Below are 22,671 nucleotides of genomic sequence, written 5' to 3'. Positions count from 1 at the left end.
ATCGCAAGCTGGAAGCTTACGCCACTTGGATCGCAAGCTGGAAGCTTACGCCACTTGTTAGTGGGATTCGACGATCAGGGATTGCTCTCGGGTCGGGAGCTGCGTGAATCGTTCGGTGTCGCCGGTCGGCCAGGTCACCGAGACGGTCACCGAGGCGTCGTCCACCTCCCCCAACCCGAAGTGCATCACGCGCTCATTGCTGCATTGATAGCCGTCACCGGCGACCAGGAAACCGGTGTGTGTTCCCTGGCTGGTTTCGACGCGGACGGTGCTACCGATCGCCTCTCGAGAGGACGTTCGGCCTTTCAGCTCCAGGCGAATCCAGTTGCCGCTGTCCCCGGTGCGATTGATCAACAGCGCCGTCGGTTCGGTTTGGTGCGTGACCACGAAATCGACTTGTCCGTCGCGGTTGGCGTCGATCGTCCACAAGCCGCGGCCGACGTGGTTGTTCTGAAAGTACGGCCCCAGTGGCCCGACCGACACGCTGCGATAACGGCCCGCTGCGGAGCGTTGAAAGATCTGCATCGGCTGGTCATACATCGCTTTTTCGTCGCCGCGTGAGAACAGGTCGACGTGCCCATTGGTGACGACGATCTCCGCGTCGCCGCTGTTGTCCAGATCAATCGCTTCGGTGCCAAACGCGACCAGCGGACGTGTGTCCTCGACCAGCCCCAGCGGTCCGGTGCGGTCTTGCCAGATGCCGGAGGAGGACTGCGCGTGCAGCGTGTTGTATTCTTTGTCGAAGTTGGTGACGTACAAATCGACGTCGCCGTCTCGATCAAAGTCACCGGTCGCGATCCCCATCGAACCCTGCGGGATCCCACGGTCGTCGCCGCCGATCCCACGCAGCATCGCCGACTCGGACAGGAAAAGTATCCCGCCGGCCTGTTCACCAGCCAGGCGACTCCAGTAGTGATTGTTGGTCATGTCGTTGGCCACAAACACTTCATTGCCCAGCCGGCCATCCAAGTCGCCGACGATGATTCCCAGACCACGCCCGGGCGAATCCGTGATCGCGCCCCAGGTTTCGGTCGTGTCAGAAAACGTTCCGTCACCGCTGGAACGCAAAAAGCGATCCGGCATGGCGGGAAACAACATCGGGGAGCAGGAGCGCATCACGGTGGATCCGGACATCGGGCAGCCTTGCGTCACCGGTCCCAGCGTGGCGCAGTAGTTGACGATCACCAGATCCGCCAAGCCGTCGTGGTCGAGATCCGCGATCGCGGCGCTGGAAGACCATTCGTCGTCGGCGCCCGCCGGCATTTGATCACTGGCGTCCCGAAAGGTTCCGTCGCCGTTGTTGACGTACAAACGGTTGGGGCCGTAATTGAGCACCAAGAGATCGGGAAAACCGTCTTCGTTGACATCCCCGACGGCGACACCTTGCCCGAATCCCTTGTCGGCGGTTTGTGCGATTTCACCCACGCGTCGGAATTGCCCGGCCACGTTTCGGAACAGTTCGTTGGCTTCGGAATCTTGTGCCGGCGGTTGTCCTCCGGCGGCCACCAGGTACAGATCACTCCAGCCGTCCAAATCAAAATCGATCGTTCCGCCGCCGCAACCGAGCGTCTGGTAGAGCATGATTCCGGGCTGGTCGAGCGTCTCGCTCGTCCGCCCCCAAAACGTCAACCCGCGCTCCGCCGCTTCGTCTTCGATTTTCCAGTCGACCTCCACGCCGCTTGCTTCGCCGGCGTCACTGGCGACCGCGCCGTCGCGTCGGATCGTTTGTTCGCGAGGATCGTTCGTCGAAACCACTTTTTCGATACTCGGCAACGGCAGCCGGGCAAACAGGATCTCAAAATCGGGTAGCGCTTCGGGCACCCGCCAGGGAGTGCCGGGTTCCAATCGTTTGACCAACTCGTTTCGAAATCCGGCGACATCCACCGAGTCGTCTTCGGGCAACGTGGTCGCAATCGCCGACCAGGCTTCGGCCTCCCAAAGCCGCCCCAGTTTCGCCAGCGACTCGGCGATCTGCAGCGCGATCGCCCGCGAGATTTCGCCGGTCCGCGTGAAGCGATCTTTCAACTGGTGAAAACGCGTCAGCTGTTGGGCTCGATCATTGACGATCGTGACCATTTGCTTGCTGACGTCGGGGTTTTGGGCGGCAAACTCGGGCAACAGGGTCGCCAACCGCGTCCAGATCTGGACGACTTCGGGATCACCACAGACGGCTGCTTGGGCAAACGCCCGAAGTGCCGCGTGTCCGTCGTCGTGCGCCCGAGCCCAGTCGCCCAGGGCGATCCAATAGGCCGGGTAGTCCTGAATCCCATCGGATTGCTCGGCGGCCCAGGTTTCCAGTTCTTCGAACCGCCGCGACGCTGCCAGGGCCTGGCCCAAGAAGGCTTGGGAGGGATGATGTTCGGGGTGCAGGGCGACGATCTCGCGGAGCAACTCGATCGCTTCGTCGAATTTACTCTCGTCGAATTTTGACTTGGCCGCCCCCAACAGCGGACGTTTATCATCGGGGTTACGGGTGACCATCTGGTCCAGCGGGTCGGCGTCCAGCGTCCGTCGTTCGGTATTGCTCAAATCCTTCAGCATCCCGATGTCAAACCGCCGCGCGAGCACCAGGGTTTGCCCGTGTCGCAGCGCCGCAACGCGGTCATCGGCGCCGATATAAAAATCGAACAACCAACGCCGGGTTTCGTGCTGGTCCGGTTGGGCCTGCAGCGCCTGCTCCAGAAACGCCAACCCGTCATAATATTGCCCCAGCCCGATCATCGCGATCATCGTCTGGCGGACACGACTGGGGTTCTTGAACGACTCGGATTGACACGCCGAGCGCAAGAATTTGGCCGCCTGATCGGGACGTCCGGTCTCGTGGGCCGCCTGGGCGATCAGCACCAAGGTGTCCGGACCAATGTCCGTCAGCCCCGGATCGGTTGCCTCGATCGCTGCGGTTCGATTGATGCCGGCCTGGGCGAGGATGATCTGCGATGCCTCCCAAGCCTGATCCCACTGTCGGCGCCGCAGCGATAACTTGAGCGTGCCGACCGGGTTGGCCAGCGTTTTGGCGCCCGGCGTGGCGGCGGTTTCCCGCGGGGTATTGCCGCCCGGGTCTCCGGCAGGTGGTGAAGGATCACATCCCCATATCAGCGACACGGTCATCAACAGCAACACCACACCACGCAGCGGTGAGCCCAGCGGTGTGCGCGACGTGTGAAAGTCCTGTTTGCTTCGTTTCCGCATTGGTGCTGTGGATCTCCGTGGTTTGTTATAACCGACTGCGCCCGAACTGATTCATTCTCAGAACGTATTCTTGAACATGAAAGATTATTCGACACACCGTGTTGGTCGCACCCGGGGTCTGGCCCCTGGGCTTCTCTACGCCGCTCTGGTCGTCATGTTGGTCCCGGTTTGGGGCGGTTGTGCAAAAAAAGAGGATGATCCGACCGCGGCAGTCGAAGTGTCGACGGCGGAGACGACCACATGGGGCACGCTGTCCGCCAAAGATGTCGCGTTTCTGAGTCGATCGGCCCCCAAAATCGAGGCGTTTTGTGGGGATTGCCACGCCATGCCCCGTCCGACCAGTTCGCCGGAAGACGAATGGGAAATGGAGATCATCCAGGGATTCGATTTGTATCGCACGTCCGGACGCACCGACTTGGATGTTCCCGATGAAGCCGACGTGCAGCGGTACTTTAAGATGCAGGCCCCTAAAGATTCGGGGATGCCGGTGCCCGAAACGCTGAATTACCCCGCTGCGGCCCCGACGCACGTCAAGTCCGGTGTGCTGCGACAACGCGTTCGCGCCGCCGGTGTCACGAATGTCAATTGGATCGACCTGGGATTCGAATCAAAGCCGGGTCGCGCGTTGGTCTACTGTGACATCGGCACGGGAACCGTCAATGCCTACTGGCCAGGCGATCCCGATGGCGAAGTCCGACGCCTGGGCACGGTGCTGCAACCGGTCCACACCGAGCCCTGTGACCTGAATCAAGACGGGCTGGTGGATCTGCTGGTCGCCGACATCGGTGAATTCAACGCCAACGACAGTGACTTGGGACAGGTGCTGTGGATGGAACGATTGAAGGACAGCGAAGCGTTTCGCACCCACGTTCTGGTCGATGGACTCAGCCGCACCTCCGACGCCCGCGGCGGGGATTTGGACGGCGACGGGGACATCGATGTGCTGGTCGCCGCGTTCGGATGGCGAAACAGCGGACGGACCTTCATGCTGGTCAACCAGGGCATCGGTGACGACGGAAAACCGGTGTTCGAAACACGTGACGTCGACCCGCGACATGGCCCCGTGCACGTTCCGCTGGTGGACTTTGACGACGACGGCGACCTGGACTTTATTTCGCTGATCAGCCAGGAACACGAACGCGTCGAACTGTTTCGCAACGACGGCACGGGCCATTTTGAAAACGAACTGATCTGGGCGGCGCCGGATCCCGCTTACGGTTCCAGCGGCATCGAGTTGGTCGACATGGATGGCGACGGTGACCTGGACGTGCTGTACACCAACGGCGATTCCTTCGATCGCGGCCCCAAACCCTTTCACTCGGTCCAGTGGCTCGAGAACGACGGTCCGCTGCCGATGCAGCGACACGAAATCTGCCTGATGCCGGGCGTGCTGAATGCAACCGCCGGTGACTTCGATGGCGACGGCGACGCCGACGTCGTCGCCGTCGCGCTGCTGGGATCGCACATTTCCAAGGACTGGGTGGCCAAGGGATCCTCGCCGATCGTCATGCTGACCCAAGAAGACGACGGGTCGTTCTCGCCGTCACGCTTGCCCGGACGGATGCATGATCACCTGTCCGTCGTCAAGGGCGACTTCAACGGAGACCAAAAACTGGACTTCGCCATCGGCAATTTCTTTCGCCCCTCGGGCACGGAAGTGCAGACGGTGCTCGGGGAACCGGAGCTGCTGATTTGGACGTCGAAGTGATGGGGGGAGGGGACGGGAGACAAAACGATGGGGGCAAAACGATGGGGAGGGCAGAATGATGGACGGACTGAATGATGGACGGGCAGAATGATGGACGGGCAGAATGATGGGATGGCAGAATGATGGGATGGCAGAATGATGGGATGGCAGAATGATGGGGCTGGATGATGGGAGGGCTGGATGATGGAGGCGGGCGGTTGGTTGGATTACATTGTTTTGCCCGACATGGTTTTGCCGCTCCCGCCTTCAACGTTGGATCCCTTGTGACTCGCATCGCGACTTTCTTTCTGCTGACCATCGGCCTGATCCCGCCCGCCGTCTCGACGGCACAACAGGCCGATTCCAAGCTCCATGGCCAGATCGAGGCGCTGATCGAGGCGGCCATCGGGGACGGGGATCTGCCCGGTGCCGTGGTCTGTGTCGCGGACGGAAAACAAGTCCGGTATCTCCAGACGTTCGGTGACCGTCAAATGGAACCGAACGTATTGCCGATGACGACCGACACGGTGTTCGACCTCGCATCGATCACCAAGCCGGTCGCGACCGCGACTTCGATCGCCCTGTTGTCCCAGCGTGGCCAAATCGATCTCAACGCCCCGGTTTCGATTTACTTGCCCGAATTCACGGGGCACAAGAAGGAAACGATCACCGTCGCACAGTGTCTGTTGCACGTCAGCGGATTGATGCCGGACAATGCCTTGGCCGATTACCAAGACGGCCCGGAAACCGCTTGGCGGCGGATCTGTGACTTGACGTTACGATCGGATCCGGGAACCAAGTTTGCGTATTCCGATGTCGGATTCATCGTGCTGGGAAAGCTGGTCGAAAAAGTCAGCGGCCAGCCGTTGGATGTGTTTGCCAAAGAAAACGTGTTCCGCGCGATGGGAATGCAGGAGACGACGTTCAATCCGCCGGCGCAGCTGAAAGCACGTGCGGCGCCGACGGAAAAGCAGTCCGACGGTTGGCTGCGTGGCCAGGTGCATGACCCGCGGGCCTCGCGTTTGGGCGGCGTCGCGGGCCATGCGGGGCTATTTTCGACGGCGAACGACCTGGTCACGTTCGGCCAAAACCTGCTGGCCGCGTCGCACGGGAATTCATCGGTCCTCGAGCGAGAAACGTTTGACCGGATGACCGCCCCGCACGACGTCCCTGCCGGCAACCCGCGTGGAACCCGGACGTTGGGTTGGGATCATCAGTCACCTTATTCCAGCAACCGCGGCACGGCGTTGTCCGACAGCGCGTTTGGACACGGCGGATTCACCGGCACCGTGCTGTGGATCGACCCGCAGAAAGATCTGATCTTTATTTTCCTCAGTTCGCGACTGCATCCCGACGGCAAGGGCAGCGTGAACCATTTGGCCGGCGAGATTGTCACGCTGGTCGCCGCCGCCTCCCGCTAGCGCATGCCGCTCGCTGACGAGCGTGTCGATCGAATCGGGATCTGCCGAGTCAATGGTGAGCCGCTGGCCGTAAGGCCTCGGGCGGGCGCCGAAATGCCCGGCCGCTTACGCGTCGCGGCTCACTCAATCAACAGACCGAGACGCGTCCCGCTGACACGGCGTCACTGTCCGGCCGTGTTTCCTTCCAGCCATTGCTGATAGGCCGGCGAGGCGGCAAAGCGTTTGAAATCTTCGACCGCCGCCAGATCGGAGAACTCGTAGCCGTATTGATCGCGCAGCGCCGCCAAATGGTGCAGCGTGGATTCATGATCATCGCTCGCCAGGGACACGGTCAACGCAAAATCGTGGGCGCCGGCCAACCCGAGGGCGTCGACGTCGACCGTTTCGAGCATCTTCTGAGCCTCGTCGGTTGCCCCGAATGTAGCCCGCACCCCGGCGACCAACGTGGTCAAATAGGGATCGCCACCGGTCCATTTTTGGATCGAGTCATAAGATTTCAGCAACAGCGCTTCATCTTCTTTGATTCCCGCCGCGTCCAACGTGATCAGCCCCAAGCAGGCGTCGTTGGGGAACCGCTCGGAATACGCGTTGATCGCGTCGACGTAAACGTCATAGTCACCCTCGGCCAGCGACATGACTCGAAACAGCATCGGCAGTTTCATCTGTTGAATCTTGGCGGGCAGCTCCTCATAGATCTGCAGTGCCCGTTGGTAATCTCCCTGCTGGACGGCAGTCGACATCTCCTGTTGTTTGCTCAGATTCTCCATCTCGGCCTTGGCCGTCCCCGACAATCGCGAGAGGACCGAATTTTGACTTTGGATGACGGCGGCGACGTTCGTTCGGAGCGAATCACCAAACGATTCACCGGTCATCGCGATGAAAAAATGCTCGCCCACGACCTTGCCGTTTTTACGAGCCAGTTGGAAATCGTGATAATTGGTCCCGCCATCATCGGTCAACAATCGCATCACCACATGCTGCGTCTTGCCGCGTTGCACCGAGTGGACCAGGCGGTACGATCCACCGTTTCGGCTACTCTGATGAATCACGCCGACCAGATTCTTGACCGCTTGACTGGCCCCCTGGTGAAAGCCGGATCGGAATCGAGGATCCACGTCGAATCCCTCCAGGGCACGATCGAAAATCGAGGTCCAGTCGATCAATTCGGTCGCGGCCGCGGAATCATTTTGCTCAACCGCTTGCTGCCACTGTGCGGCGAATTGGTCCGCTTCCTCACTGCTGATATCGGACACCACCGAACCGTCATCCGTTGTGATCTCCTCCAGCGTCCTCGGCTGGGGTGCGGTGCTCGATTGCGTCGCTGGCTTATTGCATCCGGCAATCACGGCGAGCAGCAATACCACGGTGATGAATTTTGACCGATCTCTATCGCGCACTGCCGGACTCCAGAAAGAGTTAAATGTGGTGGATGAATCCCACAGGATAACCGATCAGGCCCGCGGCCGGTGATTCAACACCACTTACGTTGGCGCGGGTGGGTGAATCGCATGGGCAACGCGCCGCTCGCTGACCAGCTTGTCGATTGAATCGGGATCTGCGGAGTCAATCGTGAGCCGCTGGCCGTAAGGCCTCGGGCGGGCACCGAAATGCCCGGCCGCTTACGCGTCGCGGCTCACTCAATCGACAGCCCGTGACGCGTCCCGCTGGGATCGACAACGGTCTCAGTTGTACGGCAGCTCGTAGACGCTGTAGGTCTCGTTCTGCTGACCATCGACCGGGTAGATCTTGACCAAGGGCAAACGCTTGGTCGCGATGCGGTTGTCGACGATCATGAATCGCACGCCATACCGCTGGCGGTACGCCCGCAGTTTCGCATAGCTGATCGGGACCCGCACGGAATTCAAGGCGATCGCACCGGTTCGTTTGGGGAAGATGTCATCAAACCGGTCTCTCCACTGAAGCAACGACTTGGCATCCTGCGGCACATCCTTCCAATTGGCAACCTCCGCGCGGGCCGCATACCACTTGAACGTTTGCTGGTGTCGGGGCGTCAAAAAGATCTCATCGCGGGGCATCGAAACCCGCACCCAGTCACAGACGGCAACCCAATCCATGTGCGAGCGTTGCTGTCGCTCGGCATCGGCATTCAAGTCCACCCCCAACAGACGATGGCTGGTCGACGGTGGGACGCCGATTCGGTTCCGCTGCCACGCCGATCCCAGAAACAACCCGGTCGCGACCAGTAGTGCCAACACGGAGAGTCCGCGTGCAAGTGCAGCGGGTGCAGCCGATTTCCATGACACCACCCACTGCATCAACCACAGCGCCAGCACCAGCGGCACGATCGCATCACTCAGCCGGAACCAATAGTAACGCAACAATTTGGCCGCCAAGTCCGGCATCACCGCCGGAAGGGCTCCGACCAATAATCCGCAGCCGGCGATCCCCAGCGCTCCGACGCCGATCCAAATCACGCGCCGTTGTGCAGCCGTCGGCCGCCCGCGATAGGCCAACAGCAACAATCCGATCGCCAAGACACCGTGGCGGACGAACCAGCGCATCGGAAAATCACCGGGAAGCAAATGATGTCGGATCCTCATGTAGCTGTAGATCCTGGCCGCCTCCGCACTCTGTTCGGCCGTCGCACCAAGGGTCAAACTGATCGCCGGCAGCAATCCGAACAACGACAGGGCTCCGCCGACAAATAGCCCGACGCTGAAGAATCGAACGGGCGGCCGATCGGATTGATTGAACCAGCGTTCGGTCACCCCAAAGGCGACGGCCGCGGCGATCACCGCCCAGCCGCCGGTCAACACGTGAAACGCCGACGCGGCGCCGAACCAGATCCAGCCGCGCGACCAATTTCGCCGCGCCACCTCGGCGATCCCCATCAGCACCAACCCATACGCCGGCACCTTGGCTTCGATCCCGCCGACGACCCACTCGCCGGCCAAATTGCCGTATTCGATCCCGACCAACCACAGGACCGCGACACCGAGCGAAGCAAACGCGGGCAGACCGAAGCGGTGACCACATCGCAGCAATCCGATCGCCAGCATCAGCCAACCGACCAGGCGTCCGATCCAGGCCGTTGCCCCGAGCGAGACGACTTGGGTGAGCGCGCCGAAGGTCCAATAGAACGTCGTGTGTGCCTTTCCCGAGGCCGCAAACAGATCGCCCGAGCAGAACGTGGGATCCCAAAAGTTCTTGGCCTTGACCAGATAGTGGGCTTCGTTGACCGCCGGAGCTGGGTCGCCGGCGTAAATCAAAAACAATACCAGCAGCGCAGCGACCTCGGCGACCGCGATCCAAACCGACCGGTGGTGACTTCCTGGCATGTCGCTTGTTGATGTCTCGGCGTTCAACCGCTCTTACCGTGTTTTCCTTGTGAGGGTTCTTCGTGGATTTTAATGGCTAATCACCCAGGACCCAGGTTTTTTGAGGCATTGCGGCGATGTCCGAATGGGTGTTGGACGACAACCGCTCGGTTCAAACGCCCCTCCGGCGACGCGGGCCGGTGGAGGGCACGAAGCACCTTCGCCGCATCGCAGACCAGGTGATTCCTAGGCGGGTTGCTCCTCCGCAGAGCCCGTCTCCGCTACAGCTGGCTTCGCCATCAGACCGAACAGAACCATCGGACATCGCAGTCATCCCTCAAAAAACCTTCCCCGAGTATCCGAGAGCAGCCACTAAAATCCGCGAAGAACCCCTTGTGAGAGAGGCTTCAGCCTGGCATCGCCCCATGCCACTTACTTTAACGCCAAGCGGTATGTCTTTGTTAGCGGTATTGGGCGCGAGCCCTCCGGTCTTTCACGCTGAAACCGGACGGCTCGCGCCGTTCCGCTAACACCTTCAGACGCAAAGTAAGCGGCATTGGCGGCGAGCCGTCTGGCTCACCCTGAGTTAAAAAGTTGACATAGCCCTACCGACACAACTCGATCGCGCGGTCGATCGCCGACCGCATACTATTGGGACTGGCCGTTCCTTTCCAGGCAAGATCCATCGCCGTGCCGTGATCGACGCTGGTGCGAACGATCGGCAACCCCAGCGTGATGTTGACGGCGTCGTCGAACGACAATGCCTTCAACGGAATCAGACCCTGGTCATGATACATACAGATATGGACGTCGGTTTCGGCTCGCATCGCCGGCGTGAAGGCGGTGTCGGGCGGGACGGGGCCGCTGATCTGCCAATTTCGGTTCTCGGTTTCGCATTCCTCGCGAATCAACTCGATCGCCGGGCGAATCAAGGTGTCCTCCTCGCCATGGCTCAACAATCCGTTTTCACCGGCGTGGGGGTTCAGCCCCAATACCGTGATCCGCGGCGGCCGCCCGAACCGTTTTTCCAGCGCCGATCCGCCCAGCCGGATCGCCCGCGCGATCAGCGGAACGGTCAGCGTCGTGACCACATCGGCCAGCGGCACGTGGATGGTCGCCAGCACCGTCGAGCAGGCTTGACCGGACAACATCATGCAAAATTCACGCGTGTGGGTGCGATCGGCCAATAGTTCGGTGTGCCCCAAATAACCCGTCTCGGCGGCGTGCCACGCTTCTTTCTGAATCGGGCCGGTGACGATGGCGTCGAAATGGCCGGCCGAGGTTTCTGAGATGGCCAGATCGACCGCGGAAAACGACGCCAGTCCCGTATCTCGCGAAAAACTGCCGGGCACGAAGGATTCCAGAGGCACGTCACCGCAATCGAGCAACCCCGACGGCGGAACCGGCCCGGATCCGGCCAGTTGCTCGATCGAGATCTGTGGTGGCAGCTCTAGACCGCGCATCGCCGCAAGCTTTCCCAGGATCGCAGCAGGGCCGACTAGAATAGGATGGCATCGGCTGCGGACCGATGCTTCGGCCGCACAGGCCAAGGCCAGTTCCGGTCCGACCCCGGCTGCGTCGCCGACGGTGATCGCCAAACGGGGTTTGTCACGGTGGACGGACGGGGCTCCCGATGGCGACGGATCAGACATTGGACTAGCGTTTTCCTGGGGAATTGGTTGAGATAGCGGGTCGAGAACACGACGACGTCGTGGGATAGGCTTCCAGCCTGTCATGGTCGATCGTTGAATCGTCTGGTTGACGAATTGTCTGGTTGACGAATTGTCTGGTTTGACGGGCGGGACGCCTATCCCACACGCATTACAGAACGGAAAGGCAGGATTGTCGATGCGGCCAACGGTCAAAATAATCGAGTCGATCATCGGTGCAGTGAAAGCGGCGATTGCCCGTTCGACCTCCCCTCGCTTTGCTCGACCCTCCTGCCAGGAGGGTGACTTCGAAAACTGCACGCCCCCAACGAGTGAGCGGCGACGTTGGCCGATTGCGTTCGCGTGCGTCGCCGCACTGACGTTCATCGTGATGCCGACCGCTCCCGCTGCGGACCCCGAACCGGCCGAAACCGCGCTGGTCGTTTGTCCCTCTGACTTTCGCCAGCCGCTCGAAGCATGGATCGAGTATCGTCGGTCGCAGGGCATCGCCGTGCGCGTGATCGATTCCAAATCGACCGCCGGCGAATTGTTGACGTCGATCCGTCGGCGCGCCCTTCCAACCGATCGATTTCTATTGTTGGTCGGTGACGCGCCGGTGATCGGTTCGGCCGCGGACACTCGCAAGCAGGTGCCGATGCATTATGTCGCCACCACGGTCAGCGCCAAGTTCGGCAGCACACCGACGATGGCGACCGATTATCTCTACAGCGACTTTGATTCCGACGGCCGAGCCGATGTGTCGGTCGGTCGACTGCCGATCGATACCCCGGATCAACTGCGCGACATGATTCGGCGGATCAAGGCTTATGAGGCCAGTCGCAATTTTTCGCTCTGGCGCGAGCGCGTTCAATTGGTCGGCGGCGTCGGCGGCTTCGGCATGTTGGCTGATTCTGCGATCGAGTCGGTCACGCGAATGATGGTGACCGCTTCGCTACCGATTCCGGTTCGCACCAGTGTGACCTACGGCAGCCCCGGTCATTTATTTTATCCCCGCAAGCGATTTACCGAATCGGTGACCGAGCGCTACACCCAGGGCTGTCGGTTCTGGGTCTACGCCGGACACGGCATGGTCGATCGACTGGACAGCGTCCCCAGCGGTCCGACGGGTATTCCGGTGCTGGACGGCAATTCGATCGCTAACCTGAAATGCGATCCCGCCAACGCGCCGATCGCGGTCTTGCTGTGCTGTTTCACCGGGGCCATCGACGCCGGCGTCGACAGTTTTGCCGAGCGTTTGCTGTTACACGAGTGCGGTCCGATTGCGGTCATCGCCGGAAATCGAGTGACCATGCCCTACGGCAATGCGTCGTTGACGCTGGGCTTGATCGATTCGATCTACGGCCAGGGCGCCGATGGCGAGCCACCGGCCGATCGCTTGGGATCCGCGTGGCTGGCTTCGATCCGGCGGATGGAATCAGACGACGAAACGACGCAGAAAGGAGCCTTGCGGACGATGGTCGATGCCGTCGCCACGTTGGTCAGCCCGGCGGGGACAAAACTCGCCGACGAGCGCAGCGAGCACGCGGCGCTGTACGGATTGTTGGGCGACCCGCTGCTGAAGCTTCATCCGCCCGCGGTGGTCGAAGTCGAGACGGCGACGGGCTTCGATTCCGGCGCGCCGATTCAAGTCACCGTGACCAGTCCGATCGACGGCAAATGCGTCGTGATGCTCGATCATCCCTTGGGGGAAACGCGCAAGGCGGTCCCCGGTCGCCCCAAACCGGATCCGAATGAAATCACGCTGGCCCGGGTGGCGGAACCGATTTCCGCGGGCCGCCCCAAGACGTTTTCGATTTCTTTGGCAGAGCAACGCAGCGGAGTGATCGCCATTCGGGTGCACGTCGCCGGCCGAGAAACCTGGGCCGCCGGAGGCGGAAAGACCTTCGTGCGCCCGACCAGCAAATAACACTCGGCGCGCCCCGCGAACGCCTGATCTGTGCTTCAATAGTGGGATAGGCTTCCATCCTGTCACTGCGGATTTGACAGGCTGGAAGCCTATCCCACTTTCTCCCACCCATCCTGCCCATGAAAGTCATCTCGCTCAACTGCAATCACTGTGGTGCCCCGCTGGACGTGCCCGCGAAGGCTCGTTTCGCGACCTGCGGATTTTGTCAGGCAAAACTGGCCATCGAGCACGTCGGCAACAGCTACTCGACGACGGTCTTGGACGAGCTAAAAGAGACGACCGATCGGATTGCCCGCGACGTCGCCGAAATCAAGTCCTCCAGCGAGATCAAGGAGTTGGACTCCCGTTGGCAGCAGGAACGCCTGTCCCACATGGTGACCGGCAAGCACGGCCGTCAGAGTTTGCCGACCAAGACGGGAGCGGTCGCCGGCGGCGTGATGGTGGCCGTGTTTGGTCTGTTCTGGACCATCATGGCGGCCGGGATCACCGGCGCGGGATCGCGCATGGGCGCGCCGGGTGTCTTCAGCATCTTTCCCCTGTTCGGAATCGTGTTCATCGTCTTCGGCGTGTTCATGTCCTTTCAGGTGTACTCACGCGCCGAATCGTACGAGCAGGCCAACCAGAAGTATCTCGATGAGCGACGGAAACTTGCCAGGGAAAATGTCCATCGCGACTGACCGTGGCGTAAGCTTCCAGCTTGCGACCCGGGAAGCGTCAGCTTCCCACTCGTGAATCCAGCCCTGTGTCCGCCGGAAGCTGACGCTTCCGGGGAGGCAAGCAAGATGCTTTCATCACTTTGATGCTTGGTTTCTTCGTGGGGCCCGTCAGGACGCGTCTTTCCGAATCATCTCAAATTTAAATCGATGGTTCGCGTCGAACAGACGTCGGACCGACAGCAACACGACCGAAACGGTGCCCAGGGCCGTGGCGCCGGCGATCAGAAACATGATCACGATCTGGTAGCGGACCGCTTGGGCGGGATCCATTCCCGAAATCACTTGGCCGGTCATCATCCCCGGCAAGCTGACCACGCCGACGACCATCATCGAGTTGACGATCGGGATCATCCCCGTCCGCACTGCTTCGCGGATCGGTTCCCCCGCCGCTTCCCAACGTGTCGCACCGAGTGCGATCAATGTTTCCACTTGACCGCGCGAACGAACGAGTGTTTCGGTCAGCGTGCTCAGCCCTACCGAGATCCCGTTGAGCGTATTGCCCAGCACCATGCCCAACAGCGGGATCGCGTATTGTGGTTCGTACCACTTCGGCAAATCCTGAAAAACGAACAACAGCACGTAACCGGTCAAGATCCAAGCACAGGACCAAACCGAAGTGATGGCGATCAAACGGATTCCGGGAAACTTGCGTTTGCTGCGATCGGCGGCCGAAAAGCCGGCGACCAGCGTCATCACCGACGCGATCGCCAGAACGACGTACCAACGGTCCACTCGAAACACCCACGACAACACGAATCCGACCAGCGAAAGCTGCACGACGGTGCGAACACTCGCGATCGCCAGGGTCTTTTCCAGTCGCAACCGCAACACGATCGAGACGATGCCGTTGATGACGATCAAGATCGCCGCCAAGCAGACTTCGAAATTCGTTAATTCGATGTATGGCGACATAAAAGGTTTTGGGTCACGTGGTCGTTTGACGGCTTTGGATTTGGCCGGAGTGCATGGTGATCAAGGAATCGCAAACGCGATCAGCCTGACTGGGATCATGCGAGACCCAAATGTAGGCCCGCCGGTCGGGTGCGTCGCCATACCAACGCATCACGATCGATTCGACGTGTCGCGCCGATTGCCGATCCAGCGCCGAGGTGGGTTCGTCCAGCAACAACACGCGGGGCGACAATTGAATCGCGCGCAACAAGGCGACGAGTTGCGATTCGCCGCCGGAGAGCTGCTCGTGATGCTGGTCCAGGAACGCTGCGTCGCGGGCGACCGTTGCCAATTGATCGACGATCCAGTCACGATCAAAGCGACGGTCACGATGGGATTTCAACTGAAACGGCTGACGCAAGATGGTTTCCACCGTTCCTTCGAAGGCAGCGGCGCGTTGGTGCACGTAGATGACCTGGCTGCGATAGATCGTCGCCTGATCGTTCGTCACCGCTGCCCGCTGCCAAAGCAGATTGCCCGAGTCGACCGGTTCCAACAACGCCAAACTTCGCAGCAACAACGACTTTCCGCTGCCGGTCGGGCCGACCAGCCCGAGACGCGCCCCGGCAACCAGATCCAACGTGATGTCATCGAGCAACGTTTTGCCGGCGATGTGCCGCGTCAGGTTTTCGGCTCGTAGCAGGACGTCGGGGGTCACGGGCGTTTGACTCGAGGCTGAATCGCGAGGGGGTGGGTATCAAGGTGGCGCAAGCTTCCAGCTTGCGATGACCGGGCAATCCAAGCTGTCAGATGCCGCCCCCACCCATCGAAACAGACGCCTCGCAAATGCTTTGGAATCGCCTCGCCTTATGATAGCCAGCTTTGGCCTGACAGAAGAGCGTGTCAACAACATTCGTCCATCAAGCCGACGACAACCGGCCGACAAAGTTTTTCCTTGCATCTGAGTTGACGTCGTGGGAGGATTCCCTCTGGGGATTCCCCGCCCCTTCTGGCTCCCTTCTCGTTTTAAAAGGTGTTTTGATGCGTGTTCTTCCGGCGACGTTGGCGGCGTTGTTGTTTGTTTTCTCAAGTTCGATCGCGTGGTCTCAGACGGCGGATCCGTTTGGCGCCTCATCGGGCCAGCCGGCAGATCCGTTTGCACCACAGCCTGCGACCCGACCGGCAAAGCCGCAGAAAACGGCACCGCCCAAGAGTGTTCGCGCCGCCGTGCTACAGAAAGCCAAACAGGCGCTGGCCGAGGGCCGTAAACCCCAGCCGCCCCAGGCGCGGATGCACAACGAAGCGGAGCAGCGGATCAACGCGGTGTTGAACGATGAAACCTCGATCACGTTCATCCAAACGCCACTGCAGGAAGCAATGCAGACGCTCTCGGCGCAGCACAACATCCCGATCGTGATCGACCTACGGGCGCTGGAAGAAATCGGTCTGGATGACGAGGTGGGCGTCACCATCGATCTCAAGAACGTGACGCTCCGAGCGGCGCTGCGGTTAACGCTGCGTGATTTGGAATTGACGTACCTGATCAAGGACGAAGTGATGCAAATCACGACCGTCGAAGCGGCAGAAGACAACCTGATTCTGGCGATGTATGTGTTGCCGGACAATCTGGCGGCCAAAGCAGACCAAGTGATCAAGGTCATGACCGCCACCGTCGTTCCCGACATTTGGGAATCCCTCGGCGGTCCGTCCACGGCGATGGCGATCGATCATGTTCTGGTGATTTCCACGACCAGCGATGTCCAGCACCGGGCGGAAAAGTTTCTGACGATGCTGATCGAAAAATACGGCAAGTAATCGTTGCGTCGTCCAACTGTGCCACGATTGATGCGCAGTCGCGTCGTCGTCTTTGTCGCGCTGTTGCTGCTCTCTTGGATCGTGATGACATTCACGCACGAGCTGGGGCATCTGATCGGCGGCTGGGCGAGCGGCGCGACGCTGGTCGATGCGGACCTGGCGCCGTGGCGGATGCCCTACAGTTTGCACGGTCCCGATCCGCATCCCTTGGTCACGCTTTGGTGCGGCCCGCTCTTGGGGGTGCTGTTCCCGCTGGCGATCGCGGCTCTGATTCGCCGTCCATCGGCGTGGCTGGTCGCCGACTTCTGCCTGTTGGCCAACGGCATCTATCTCGCACTCGCCTGGCTCTCCGGCGACCGCTTCCTCGACACACCCCGACTGCTCGACGCCGGCGCCCACCCGGCAACGATCGCCGTTTATTGCTTGCTGACGATTTCGATCGGATACCTGCGGTTTCGCAAAGACTGTGTGCGGGGCTTGAAAGCGGATTGAATCGAGGGATCGTGTCGGCCGCGGCGTTGGCGGGGAGCGAGGATGGGTTTCAGGTTTCAGGTTTCAGATTTTAGATTTTAGATTTTAGATTTTAGATTTTAGATTTTAGATTTTAGATTTTAGATTTTAGATTTTAGATTTTAGATTTTAGATCAATGAAAAATTGAGTCATGGCATCATACAAACGGTTTGAGGACTTGCCGGTTTGGAACAAGGCGGTTGACTTGGCGGCATTGGTGATGGAGTGGACGATGCGGCCGGAATTTCGTGGCAAGGGCGATCTGGCGAATCAGATCCAGCGCGCAACGCTCTCGATCAGCAACAACATCGCCGAAGGATTCGAACGTGGCACGACCGCGGAGTTGTTGCATTTCATCTACATCGCCAAGGGATCGGCCGGAGAAGTCCGTTCGATGCTAGCGGTGATGGACCGAATGAATGCCTTCGACGATTTAAGATCTGAAATCTCAAATTTGAAATCCGACTTCGAGAACGTCTCGCGACAATTGCGGGGGTGGGCGAACAGCCTGCAAAATTCTGACATCCAAGGGCCACGGCATTTGAATGACGATTCCCGAGAACGGTATGAGCGAAAGAAGCGACAAAAAGCGTTTCAGCAACAGATGGATCAGTACAAGAAGGAACTCGAAGAGAGGCTCAAGCGAGAGGCGGCGGAGCGACAAAGCAAGATGGAATGATTTCAAATTTGAAATTTCAGATTTGAGCCCCAAAGAGTGTGAAGCGACGGAAAACAGGCGAATTGAAACCCTGCCGGATCGGAAACAAGCGGCGGAATTGACGGCGTTCATCATGGAATGGACGATGCGTCCGGAATTTCGTGGCAAGGGCGATTTGGCGAACCCAATCCGGCGTGCAACGCTCTCGATCAGCAATCACGTCGCCGAAGCAATCTCCAGGGGTTTGCCAACAGAGATGCTCCATTACATTGACATTGCCGAGGATCAGAGGGATTCCTTTGACGACTTGAAATCTGAGATTTTGCACAAGCCGCGACACCTTGATTGAACCTTATGAAACACTCGCTTTCGACATTCGGAAACCGCTTGGCCCTGGATTCGGGGATCGGCGAATTGATGCAGGACTTGGGCGAAACGCTGGCCTCCGGGGACGAGAACCTGTGCATGCTTGGGGGCGGTCAACCGGCTCACATTCCGGAGGTCGACCGGCGTTGGCTGGCGCGGTTCCAAGAATTGGCCGACGATCCGCGGCGGGTCGCCAGCGTGCTCGGGGATTATCAACCGCCCGGGGGCGACGCGGGCTTTCGTGATTCGGTCGCCAAATTGTTCGAGCGAGAATTCGGCTGGCCGATCACCGCGGAAAACGTCTGCATCACCGCGGGTGGCCAGACGGCGTTCTTCTTGTTGCTCAATGCGTTGGCGGGGAAGTTTGACGATGGCACCGAACGCAAGGTGCTGCTTCCGATCGTGCCCGAGTACATCGGTTACGCCGATCTGGCGACGTCGAGCGACCTGTATCGTGCCGTGCATCCGTTGATCGAAAAAATCGGCGACCACGAGTTCAAGTACGCGATCGATTTTGACGCATTGGAAATCGACGACTCGATCGCAGCAATCTGTCTTTCTCGGCCGACCAACCCTTCCTCCAATGTCGTCTCCGATGCGGAACTGGAACACTTGGCCCAACTGGCTGAGGAAAACGACATTCCGCTGATCGTCGACAACGCCTACGGCGATCCGTTTCCGGGCGTGATCTTCACCGACAGCACACCGGTCTGGAGGCCGTCGATGGTGCTGACCTACAGTCTCTCCAAACTGGGGCTACCCGGGACGCGAACGGGGATCGTGATCGCCAGCGAGGAAATGATCCAATGGATCGCATCGATGAACGCGATCTCGTCGTTGGCCAACAACAACGTCGGGCAAGCGATGATTCGCCCGATGATCGACAGCGGTGAAATCATCTCAATCAGCCACGAGGTGATTCGTCCGTTTTATGAAACGCGGTCACGACATGCGCACGATTGGTTGGTCGAGGCACTCGACGACTCGGTGCCCTATCGGATCCATCGCAGCGAAGGCGCTTTTTTCCTGTGGCTGTGGTTAGAGGGGCTGCCGATCTCGTCTGCCGAACTTTATCAGCGGCTGAAAAAACGTGGCGTCATGGTGATCTCCGGCCACTACTTCTTCTTCGGCCTTCCGGATGACGATTGGCCGCACCGCAACGAATGCCTGAGGATCAGCTTCACCACCTCGGAACACGTCCTCCGTCGCGGGATCAAAATCCTGGCTGATGAGATCAACCAGTTGTTTGCCCAGCAGGCGACCTAGCGCGTCGACGTGGTCGATGGATGCTTGCGACCGACTCGCGGGCGCAGTAATCCTCCATGAGGATCAGAGAGCAATGCATCCGCTATCATTCACGCTGCGTCTACCAAAACCGCCGAACGCGAGATCCCCATGAAATCGATCGCCTGGGTCGTCGCCCTGATCCCGATCCTGATTCACGCTCCCGCCGCCGACGGGCGCGGTCCGCAGCCCGGGGACCTGTAAGTGAGTATGCAGCGCACAACGGTGGTGATCGTGATTGGCGTGTCACCGACCAACGGGCGGTCGAGAAATTCGAACGCGCGAAAGCCCATCTGCCCAACTCTCGCGTTGAAATCCGAATCGATGATCTTGAGCATGCGATTCGGGCCGAAGCGATGTTGGATCGCTGGGGCGGACATCGCGGCACGGTCAACAAACGCATCCGGTTCAACGACAACACCTGGATTCCGGTCCCCGAATTGACAGGGCTGCCCGATGGCATCCGGCCCGAGCAGGTGTTCTTTCAAGACAATCCGACGGTCGAGGTGCCGCTCGAAGACTTGCGTGAAGGTGTCAACGTGTTTGATGCCGATTGCGATGAAGACGGAGGGTTCGGCTGGGGACAGTGGGGGCTGTATTCGATAGTCGTTCGGGTCTATTACGACAGAGACATCAAAGGCGAAAACCATCGGATCGCTGGTCAAATCACGAGCCCACAACGGGGCCAGACGCTGGGCGAGAATCCGGAAATCGAAGTGGTCGCCGAGGCGGCCATGGGCGTCGGACGGATCGACGTGTTGGCGTCGTACGACGGCTACGATGAAGATGGCGACGGCGAGTTCGGCGGCTATCACGAAAGCCATTTCCAACTCGTTCGCGGCCAGGCCAATGAGATTCGTGATCACGTCGGGACGCTTTGGAAACAGCCTTATCGCCTAAAATGGCAAACCGCTTGGGTGCCGGATCAAGCACCGGGCAGCATTTCGCTCGTCGCTCGGATCCAGGATGCCCGCGGTTATTGGTCGGTCACCGAACCGGTCGAACAGCTTTCGTTGCATCGGCCTGACCACAGCGTCCGGCTCTTCGCTGCCGAAGATGTGCCGGAAGATTTTGGGGTCCGCGCCGGAAAAACGAAGTCGTGCGCGTTTTCGATTCCCGACACGGCCCCGATCCATGCATCAACCGAAGCCGTGCTGCACCTGCGGACCTGGCACGGCTGGGACCGGCACCACGCACCGATTCGCATCAACGACCACTCGATGCCCGTCGACGGCAAGAATCATATCTACGACTATGACACGTTGTCGTTTCCGCCGAGTGTTTTGAAGCACGGCACCAATACGTTCACGATCCATAGCGAGACGGAACACCACATGTTGGAGGTGCTTTGGCCGGGACCGGCGATCGCCGTGCGGATGCCCAGACCCGAGGTGTTGATCAACGTGGGGCGATACCAGCAGCGCGATCATTTTGTGATCGACACCCCCAGCGCGACCTATTGGCTGGACAAGCGATCCGGCGGTCTGTCTCGTTTGATCGATCGAGACGGCAACGATTGGATCGCCTTCAAAACGGAACCCTGGGATCGATATCCTGCCGCGGCGGCGGCGTCCTTTCGTGGGTTGCCGAATCTGTTGTTTCAGGGGGAGGAAGGTGGATTTGGGCATCCCGGATGGGATCGCGGGACCAGCACACAAGTCGACCGGCGGACGATCGAGACGACCAGCGAAAGCGGCACCTGGCGACTTCGATGGACATTTCACGCCACACACGCGGATCTGCAGGTTCAGACCGATGCCCCGGAGCGTCCGTTCTGGTTTCTGTACGAAGGCCCGATCGCGGGGCGTTGGGCTCCGAAGTCACAGTACTTTGCCACCGACGTGACACCGCCGACGCGAACGCCACGTGACTACTTTGCAGGCGACAAAATCTTTGGTCGATTCCGTTGGGCGTACCTGGGCGACGTGCAAACGCCACGCGTCCTGGCGCTGGTTCATCGAACGCCTGACGATGCCCTCGACACGTTCGCCCATCTGGGAAACACCGATCAAGGTCTCCAATCACCCGACGGAATGGTCGTGTTCGGATTCGGCCGTGGAAGCAAGGGGATTCAGCCGTTGCTCAAGGGTGCTCAATCGTTTCGGATCGGTCTGATAGAATCTGGCGGACAAACCGACAGCGAGTATGACGCACTGCGGAAGCGACTCGAGACCTGGTAACGTCACCCTCTTCTGTCACTCGTTTCAGACCGCCGAAATCAACCATGCCGCTGCATCCACAAGCCAAAGCTTTTGTCGATACCCTGGCTGAAGAAGACCGTCCAAGCTGGGAAGAACTGGGCGTCGAAAAGGCACGCGAAGTCTTTTTGACGTTTGAAGAGATGTGTGGCGACGCGCCCGAGTTGGCTCGCATCGACGACCATACGATGCCGTGTGGGCTGCGACTGCGGCTCTACAGCGATCACGCGACGGCGGTGCCCGTCACGGTGTTTTTTCACGGCGGCGGATGGGTGCTCGGCAACCTGGACACACACGACGCATTCTGCCGTCGACTGGCCGACGCGTCGGGTTGCGCGGTCGTGGCGGTCGATTACCGATTGTCACCGGAGCATCCGTTTCCGGGGCCGATCGAGGACTGTTATCGGGCCACCCAATACGTCGTGGAAAACGCGGCGCGACTGAACGTGGATGCGTCGCGTCTGGCCGTCGCCGGGGACAGTGCCGGCGGCCACCTCGCCGCCTCGGTTGCGATCAAGGCGCGCGACCGGGCGGATTTTCCGATCGCGCTGCAAGTGTTGCTGTATCCGGTGATCGAGCCGAATTTCGAAACGCCCTCCTACCGCGAATTTGCCGACGGTTTTGGATTGACACGCGACACCATGCGCTGGTTCTGGCAACAGTTCCTCGGCGGGCGAGCGGCCGCCCCCGAAGCGGCCCCCAGTCACGCCGAATCGCATCAGGATCTGCCCCCGGCGTTGGTCATCACGGCCGAGTACGATGTGTTGCGTGACGAAGGCAACCGATACGCACAGCGGTTGCAGACCAGCGGCGTCGACGTGCAACACCGACAGCAAGACGGCATGCTTCACGCGTTCCTGCACTTCGCCGGAATTTTCGACACCGGGATGGAAGTCGGACAGCACGTGGCGGCGGAGATCGGCGCTCGGCTGCGGGGAAGCATCAGCTAAGCAACGAGCGGGAAATAAGTGGGATAGGCTTCCAGCCTGTCGATACTGAAATGACGAGCCTGGAAGCCTATCCCACTTCAAGAGATCCGACACTTATATTCCGCTCGTTGCTAAAAGGACCAGGGTTCATG

17 protein-coding genes are annotated in these 22,671 nt (G+C 60.0%); 11 read left to right on the top strand and 6 right to left on the bottom strand.

Annotation, left to right across the window (positions count from 1 at the left end; genetic code table 11):
- Positions 1-57: 57 nt before the first annotated feature.
- A complete protein-coding gene (locus Enr13x_RS08380; protein WP_145385594.1) occupies positions 58-3,189 on the bottom strand; it encodes a CRTAC1 family protein in 3,132 nt (1,043 codons plus the stop codon).
- 76 nt (positions 3,190-3,265) lie between these two features.
- On the opposite strand from Enr13x_RS08380, the gene Enr13x_RS08375 reads away from it, so the two are divergent.
- A complete protein-coding gene (locus Enr13x_RS08375; protein ID WP_145385593.1) occupies positions 3,266-4,897 on the top strand; it encodes an FG-GAP repeat domain-containing protein in 1,632 nt (543 codons plus the stop codon).
- Between the two features lie 263 nt (positions 4,898-5,160).
- Positions 5,161-6,297 carry a serine hydrolase domain-containing protein gene (locus Enr13x_RS08370; RefSeq protein WP_197455876.1) on the top strand — a complete coding sequence of 379 codons (1,137 nt, stop codon included), beginning with the start codon at positions 5,161-5,163 and terminating at the stop codon, positions 6,295-6,297.
- 161 nt (positions 6,298-6,458) lie between these two features.
- On the opposite strand, the gene Enr13x_RS08365 is transcribed toward Enr13x_RS08370, so the two are convergent.
- From Enr13x_RS08365 to pdxA, 3 genes are all read right to left on the bottom strand, one after another.
- On the bottom strand, positions 6,459-7,694 hold the full coding sequence (locus tag Enr13x_RS08365; RefSeq protein WP_145385591.1) for a hypothetical protein: 1,236 nt from the start codon (positions 7,692-7,694) through the stop codon (positions 6,459-6,461).
- Between the two features lie 285 nt (positions 7,695-7,979).
- Complete coding sequence (locus tag Enr13x_RS08360; protein ID WP_231744163.1) at positions 7,980-9,596, bottom strand: DUF6798 domain-containing protein; 1,617 nt, start codon at positions 9,594-9,596, stop codon at positions 7,980-7,982.
- Between the two features lie 584 nt (positions 9,597-10,180).
- Positions 10,181-11,227, bottom strand: a complete 1,047-nt coding sequence (pdxA, locus tag Enr13x_RS08355) for a 4-hydroxythreonine-4-phosphate dehydrogenase PdxA (RefSeq protein ID WP_145385590.1) — start codon at positions 11,225-11,227, stop codon at positions 10,181-10,183.
- Positions 11,228-11,615: 388 nt separating this feature from the next.
- Between pdxA and Enr13x_RS08350 the strand changes: the two genes are divergently transcribed.
- Both Enr13x_RS08350 and Enr13x_RS08345 read left to right on the top strand, forming a co-directional pair.
- The gene (locus tag Enr13x_RS08350) at positions 11,616-13,151 is read left to right on the top strand and encodes a C25 family cysteine peptidase (protein ID WP_197455875.1); all 1,536 of its coding nucleotides are present in this window, start codon (positions 11,616-11,618) and stop codon (positions 13,149-13,151) included.
- A 119-nt stretch (positions 13,152-13,270) separates the two neighbouring features.
- Positions 13,271-13,828: a hypothetical protein gene (locus Enr13x_RS08345; RefSeq protein ID WP_145385588.1), complete on the top strand. Its 558-nt coding sequence runs from the start codon at positions 13,271-13,273 to the stop codon at positions 13,826-13,828.
- Between the two features lie 147 nt (positions 13,829-13,975).
- Here Enr13x_RS08345 and Enr13x_RS08340 read toward each other — a convergent pair whose 3' ends face one another.
- On the bottom strand, positions 13,976-14,779 hold the full coding sequence (locus tag Enr13x_RS08340; protein WP_145385587.1) for an ABC transporter permease: 804 nt from the start codon (positions 14,777-14,779) through the stop codon (positions 13,976-13,978).
- Between the two features lie 13 nt (positions 14,780-14,792).
- Positions 14,793-15,476: an ABC transporter ATP-binding protein gene (locus Enr13x_RS08335; protein WP_145385586.1), complete on the bottom strand. Its 684-nt coding sequence runs from the start codon at positions 15,474-15,476 to the stop codon at positions 14,793-14,795.
- Positions 15,477-15,799: 323 nt separating this feature from the next.
- Here Enr13x_RS08335 and Enr13x_RS08330 point away from each other — a divergent pair, with 323 nt between their 5' ends.
- The 7 genes from Enr13x_RS08330 (at position 15,800) to Enr13x_RS08300 (ending at position 22,540) form a co-directional block, all read left to right on the top strand.
- Positions 15,800-16,573: a hypothetical protein gene (locus tag Enr13x_RS08330; protein ID WP_145385585.1), complete on the top strand. Its 774-nt coding sequence runs from the start codon at positions 15,800-15,802 to the stop codon at positions 16,571-16,573.
- Between the two features lie 30 nt (positions 16,574-16,603).
- The gene (locus tag Enr13x_RS08325) at positions 16,604-17,065 is read left to right on the top strand and encodes a hypothetical protein (protein ID WP_231744162.1); all 462 of its coding nucleotides are present in this window, start codon (positions 16,604-16,606) and stop codon (positions 17,063-17,065) included.
- Positions 17,066-17,235: 170 nt separating this feature from the next.
- Positions 17,236-17,763, top strand: a complete 528-nt coding sequence (locus Enr13x_RS08320) for a four helix bundle protein (protein ID WP_145385584.1) — start codon at positions 17,236-17,238, stop codon at positions 17,761-17,763.
- Between the two features lie 22 nt (positions 17,764-17,785).
- Positions 17,786-18,091, top strand: coding sequence for a four helix bundle protein (locus Enr13x_RS08315; protein WP_145385583.1), 306 nt, complete (start codon positions 17,786-17,788; stop codon positions 18,089-18,091).
- A 5-nt stretch (positions 18,092-18,096) separates the two neighbouring features.
- Positions 18,097-19,374, top strand: coding sequence for a valine--pyruvate transaminase (locus Enr13x_RS08310; RefSeq protein ID WP_145385582.1), 1,278 nt, complete (start codon positions 18,097-18,099; stop codon positions 19,372-19,374).
- 56 nt (positions 19,375-19,430) lie between these two features.
- A complete protein-coding gene (locus tag Enr13x_RS08305; RefSeq protein WP_145385581.1) occupies positions 19,431-21,572 on the top strand; it encodes a hypothetical protein in 2,142 nt (713 codons plus the stop codon).
- A gap of 44 nt (positions 21,573-21,616) precedes the next feature.
- The gene (locus tag Enr13x_RS08300) at positions 21,617-22,540 is read left to right on the top strand and encodes an alpha/beta hydrolase (RefSeq protein WP_145385580.1); all 924 of its coding nucleotides are present in this window, start codon (positions 21,617-21,619) and stop codon (positions 22,538-22,540) included.
- Positions 22,541-22,671 lie beyond the last annotated feature (131 nt).

It is taken from the genome of Stieleria neptunia (genome assembly GCF_007754155.1).
Classification (GTDB): Bacteria; Planctomycetota; Planctomycetia; order Pirellulales; family Pirellulaceae; genus Stieleria; species Stieleria neptunia.
The sequence above is the reverse complement of the archived record's forward strand: the minus strand, read 5'-3'. Positions and strand labels throughout refer to the sequence as shown.